This window comes from Burkholderia sp. E168m22 (assembly GCF_001319805.1).
GTDB lineage: Bacteria > Pseudomonadota > Gammaproteobacteria > Burkholderiales > Burkholderiaceae > Burkholderia > Burkholderia orbicola.
On record NZ_BBSK01000110.1, the window covers coordinates 1 to 4,657 of the forward strand.

Below are 4,657 nucleotides of genomic sequence, written 5' to 3' on the forward strand. Positions count from 1 at the left end.
CCAACAGCGCTCTCGCGTCTGGCTATCGCGTTTGAACACTACAATGAGCGCCACCCGCACAAAGCCTTGAAATACCGCTCGCCTCGCGAGTTCAGGCGTAATGCGGTGTCATCAACCTAACGGTGTCCGCGTGTCCTGAGTTACAGGGGCAACTCCACAGGGCCCGCTGCCTAGGCTAACCAGCGGACTGTTAGGGTGGCGGCATCGGCGCAAATTGAAGCCCCAATGTCCAGCTGAAATCTACTTCCATATCGCCATGAACCGAATACTCGGTATGCCGGTGCGTTCAAGTGCGGAGATTTCGACCTAGGCATTACAAGCCTTGTCATACCTGGATTCAGATATCCACCTGAACCGCTTGGATTTCTTGGACAGTGCCGAGCGTTAGTGTTCGGTCTTTCATGAGCCTTCGGCCGTGGGCCGAAGGCTGTATTGCCGGGCGAATTCACCCGGTGTTAGCTCTTTGAGCGCCATGTGAGGTCGAGTCTCATTGTAGTCGCGGCGCCAAGCCTCGATCTCTCGTTTGGCTTCCGCCAACGATTCGAACCAGTGCAGGTTCAGACATTCGTCCCTGAACGAGCCGTTGAATGTCTCGATGAAGCTGTTGTCGGTGGGCTTGCCTGGCCGGCTGAAGTCGATCTGCACCTTGTAGTGGTAGGCCCACATGTCCAGCAGGCGACCCGAGAATTCGCTGCCGTTATCGGCGAACAGGAACCTCGGTGCGCGGCGCTGAGCCACCAAACGATTCAGCACTGACACGACGTCCTCGGCACGCAAGCGCTTGCCTACTTCAATGGCCAGCGCTTCACGGCTAAAGATGTCCGCGACCGTCAGGGCGCGCAAGCGGGTGCCGTCGGCTAACTGGTCCGCCACAAAGTCCAGACTCCAGACTTCATTGGGACGAACCGGCACGCAACGCTCGCGGCGCGACACCACCATCTTGCGGCGCTTGGGTAGCTTCGAACGCAGTTGAAGCTGCTCTTCGGCGTCGAGCCGATAGACCCGATTACGGCTCACACGCCAACCTTCACGCTTGAGCAGCACGTGCACGCGCCGGTAGCCATATCGAACGCGCGTCTGCGCAATCTCGCGCATGCGTTGACGCAGTGCCGTTTGCGGGTCCTTGACGCTGCGATAGTAGTGGGTACTGCGAGCTTGCTTGACCAGCCGGCACGCCCGCTGCGTCGGAAGACCGTAGTGATCCACGATGTAGCTCACTGCCTGTCTCTTCAGCGCGGGCGCGGCCACTTTTTTGTGGCGATATCCTGCAGGATGGCCTTGTCCAGACTCAGCTCCGCAACTAGCTTCTTGAGCCGCTCGTTCTCATCCTGGAGTTGCTTCAGTTCGCGGACCTGGTTCGACTCCAGACCCGCGTACTGCTTCTTCCATCGGTAATACGTCTGCTCCGATATCGGGCCTGTCAGGAATTTCGTGTTTAAGGCATAACATTCTCTCAAGGAGAGTGTATGCCTCGCAAACCGAAAGCCCAGCCGGTGGAACTGCCGGCGATTCCGGCCGAACTGCTTGAGCAGTTTGGCAACGGTCCAATGACAGCAGAAGCCATCAATGCCGCGACGCTGGCGCTCAAGAAGGCGCTGATCGAGCGAGCACTGAGCGGCGAGATGAATCATCATCTTGGCTACCCTGCCGGTGCGGCCAAGCCGGCCAACGCCACGAATCAGCGCAACGGGCGGGGCGCCAAGACGGTCCGGTGTTTCAGGGGGGCTGCTCCACCAGCCGCCACGCTGGCGCACCCATTCGACCCACGGCGAAGCGCTGGGCGGCCCGCCAAAGCCTTTCTGGTAGCGGATGACCGTCACATAGCGCAATGTAGTTCCGTCACTCCGGAATCCTCGCGGATCAAGGCTTCTGGCCCGTAATTTGACGACTTTATTTTGGTCTACAAGTGCGAAGAGACTTCGCGATGCGTCAAACACGTCGCCCAGCATTTTCAATTTGCGCGATAGTGACTCGGCAATTTTCCGTACACCTTGATCGCCCCGGCAATTTTCCGTACAATGGCGTGAGGAGGTGAGTGACCATGGCTACCACACGATTTGAGGCCCGCATCGAAACGGATGTGCACGCGGCGATCCGGCGCGCTGCCGAGATTCAGGGGCGCACGATGTCCGATTTCGTCGTCTCGGCCGCCCGGGAGGCGGCGCAACGCGCGATTGCCGACGCGGAAGTGATCCGCCTGTCGGTCGCGGAATCGGAACGGTTCGCGCACGCGATCCTGACGCCCGCCGAGCCGGTCGACGCGCTCAAGCGCGCGATCGATCTTCACGATCAACTGCTGCGTAACGCATGAGCGGTGCGCAGTTGGTAGTGGCCGCCCTTGAGGCGGCTCATGATCGATCTCGATTCGCATGCGGCACGCCCGCGCTTGATCGATATCTGCGCGAGGTGGTTACGCAGGACGTACGCCGCAGGGTGGCCGCCTGTTTCGTGATGCTCGACGGCAACGTTGTCGCGGGCTACTACACACTGTCTGCCGCCAGCGTCGCGCTCACGGATTTGCCGCACGCCATCGCGCGCAAGTTGCCCCGTTATCCTGCGATCCCGGTGGTGCGCATGGGGCGCCTGGCCGTCGATCAGGCATATCGCGGCAGGCGACTCGGCGCAGCGCTGCTGGTCAACGCGCTGCAACGTGCCGCAAAGTCCGAAATCGCTGCGGTGGCTCTGACGGTCGACGCAAAGGACGAAACGGCTGCGGCGTTCTACCGGCATTTCGGCTTCGCGCCGCTGACTAGCGACCCGCTGGCATTGTTCATGCCATTGGCAACGGTGAAGTAGCGGAAGCTATCCTGCGGGAAATGACGGAGTCGGTAATACTGGGCTACGGCGCGAGGCGTTTAAGGACGCGGTGAACGCACTGTGACGCAGCTCGATGTCGGGCAGGCCGCTTATGCCGGACTGCACCGTGAAATTGCCGATGTAGTTGCGTCGTCGCGCGAAGCGACGGCTCGCACGGTGAACGCCCTGATGACGGCGACATATTGGGAGATCGGGCGACGAATCGTTGAGTTCGAGCAGGGCGGGAAGGGGCGGCCCGCTTATGGCGACGCGGTGATCCGCCGTTTGGGCGCCGGGCTGTCAGAGTGATTCGGTCGTAGTTTCGGATGGCGCAATCTCGCGCAGATGCGAGCTTTTTACTCGACGTGGCCTGCAGACCGGATTGTGCAGAGACTGTCTGCACAATCCACGCCCACCCGGATTGACCCTGCCTCGTTTTCACGTTCAGCATGTCATGCAGCGTCGGGTTTCGTATTCGACGGGAGTGAGGTAGTCGATCGACGTGGGCATGCGCTGCCGATTGTAATGATCTGCTCTAGAAATCCTGTGACCTGCGGTGGGATCTTGTAGCCAGTTAAGCAGTGAGTCGCCTGTCGATATTCTCGGAATCCAGCCAGGCTCGACGGACCGTGGCAGGAGGTTGGTAACGATGAGCGCTATGCGGCCGACGCTCGTTGTAGAACTGTCGCCAGCGCTCGATGAGCACCTTGGCCTCGGCGCGGCTGCGGAACCATTCCCGATTCAGCAGCTCGTCGCGCAGCTTGCCGTTGAAGCTTTCGACGAAGCCGTTTTGCCACGGGTTACCGGGCGTAATGAAGGCTGGCCCGATTGCCGCGTCACGCAGCCAGCGCATAACCTTGGCCGCCGTAAATTCCGCGCCGTTGTCGGACCGAATGAACGCCGGCTTGCCGTATAGGCGCATCAATCGCGACAGGACCAGGATCACGTCTTGCGAACGCAAGCTGGCCCCGACCTCGATTGCTAGGCATTCGCGGGTGTATTCGTCGATCACGCACAGCATCTTCAAGACTCGACCGTCGACCAACTGGTCGTGGACGAAGTCGTAGCTCCAGACCGAATTGGGTTTCGTCGCACCCGGCAGGCGAATATCGCTGCCGCAACGCCGTCGACGCGGCCGGCGCTTCGGGATGTTCAGCTTCAGCGCACGCCACATCCGGCGCACACGCGATTCGCCCAACGACAGCCAAGCCGAGATCCGACGATAACCGAAGCGTGGCACCTCTTGGGAAGCCGCGATCAACCGCTCGCCCAAGCTCCGGTCTTTCTCCGGTTGCTTGAGCGTGTAGATCGCCACCCGGCGGCTCAGCCCCAGGTAACGACATGCCTTGCGTTGCGATAATCCCCGCCGAGTCAGGACTTCCAGCGCTTCGCGCCGGCCCGTCGGGGAATTCATTTTTTTCGGCTGAACTCCTTCAAGCCGTCGATCACCAGCAATTGCTCGGCCACCAGCCGCTTGAGCTTCTCGTTCTCCGATTCCAGTTCCTTGAGCCGACGTGCTTCGGCCACGTCCATGCCACCGAACTTGGTGCGCCACCGGTAGAACGTCTGCTCCGAGATGTTGTGCCGCTTGCACAGATCCTTGACCGGTACCTCCTGGCTCTCGGCTTCCCGCAGGATGCGGATGATCTGTTCGTCGGTATGTCGCTTCTTCATCGAGTTCTCCTTGCCTCTAGGATAAGAGAACTCACTTGCCGTTTGGCTACACGATCCGTCTCAGGTCACCTGGACACAAATGAGTGTTAGTGTTTCGGAGGCAATTTTCCCAATAGAACGGGGGTGCGGTCAAATTCTTGGACTGATTTATGCCGCAATTCCAAGACTCTGCCGGTATTCGACCGGA

The 4,657-nt window shown here is 60.1% G+C and carries 5 protein-coding genes and 2 pseudogenes; 5 read left to right on the forward strand and 2 right to left on the reverse strand.

Annotation, left to right across the window (positions count from 1 at the left end; genetic code table 11):
- Positions 1-120, forward strand: a 120-nt coding sequence (locus AP428_RS37500; protein ID WP_231691705.1) for an integrase core domain-containing protein, incomplete at its 5' end; no start/stop codon positions are given.
- A gap of 279 nt (positions 121-399) precedes the next feature.
- Here the strand turns inward: AP428_RS37500 and AP428_RS25510 are convergent.
- Positions 400-1,412 (reverse strand): annotated as a pseudogene (locus tag AP428_RS25510) (IS3-like element ISBcen22 family transposase); the annotation flags it as partial.
- 54 nt (positions 1,413-1,466) lie between these two features.
- Here AP428_RS25510 and AP428_RS35855 point away from each other — a divergent pair.
- From AP428_RS35855 to AP428_RS37805, 4 genes and pseudogenes are all read left to right on the forward strand, one after another.
- A pseudogene (locus AP428_RS35855) lies at positions 1,467-1,709 on the forward strand (IS256 family transposase); the annotation flags it as partial.
- Positions 1,710-2,041: 332 nt separating this feature from the next.
- The gene (locus AP428_RS25520) at positions 2,042-2,311 is read left to right on the forward strand and encodes a DUF1778 domain-containing protein (protein ID WP_011548486.1); all 270 of its coding nucleotides are present in this window, start codon (positions 2,042-2,044) and stop codon (positions 2,309-2,311) included.
- On the forward strand, positions 2,308-2,796 hold the full coding sequence (locus tag AP428_RS25525; protein WP_011548487.1) for a GNAT family N-acetyltransferase: 489 nt from the start codon (positions 2,308-2,310) through the stop codon (positions 2,794-2,796). The genes AP428_RS25520 and AP428_RS25525 overlap by 4 nt, the downstream gene beginning before the upstream one ends.
- A gap of 81 nt (positions 2,797-2,877) precedes the next feature.
- The gene (locus AP428_RS37805; RefSeq protein WP_011548488.1) at positions 2,878-3,105 is read left to right on the forward strand and encodes a DUF1016 N-terminal domain-containing protein; all 228 of its coding nucleotides are present in this window, start codon (positions 2,878-2,880) and stop codon (positions 3,103-3,105) included.
- 265 nt (positions 3,106-3,370) lie between these two features.
- Here AP428_RS37805 and AP428_RS25535 read toward each other — a convergent pair.
- Positions 3,371-4,470, reverse strand: a protein-coding gene (locus AP428_RS25535; RefSeq protein WP_085962301.1) for an IS3-like element ISBcen23 family transposase whose coding sequence is annotated in 2 segments (ribosomal slippage) — positions 3,371-4,218 and positions 4,218-4,470 — 1,101 coding nt in all. Because the reading frame shifts where the segments join, the coding sequence is not laid out codon by codon here.
- Between the last annotated feature and the right edge of the window lie 187 nt (positions 4,471-4,657).

Bases quoted from the DNA above. Each gene is read 5' to 3' on its own strand.
- AP428_RS25520 (WP_011548486.1), top strand. From the start codon at position 2,042: ATGGCTACCACACGATTTGAGGCCCGCATCGAAACGGATGTGCACGCG.
- AP428_RS25525 (WP_011548487.1), top strand. From the start codon at position 2,308: ATGAGCGGTGCGCAGTTGGTAGTGGCCGCCCTTGAGGCGGCTCATGAT.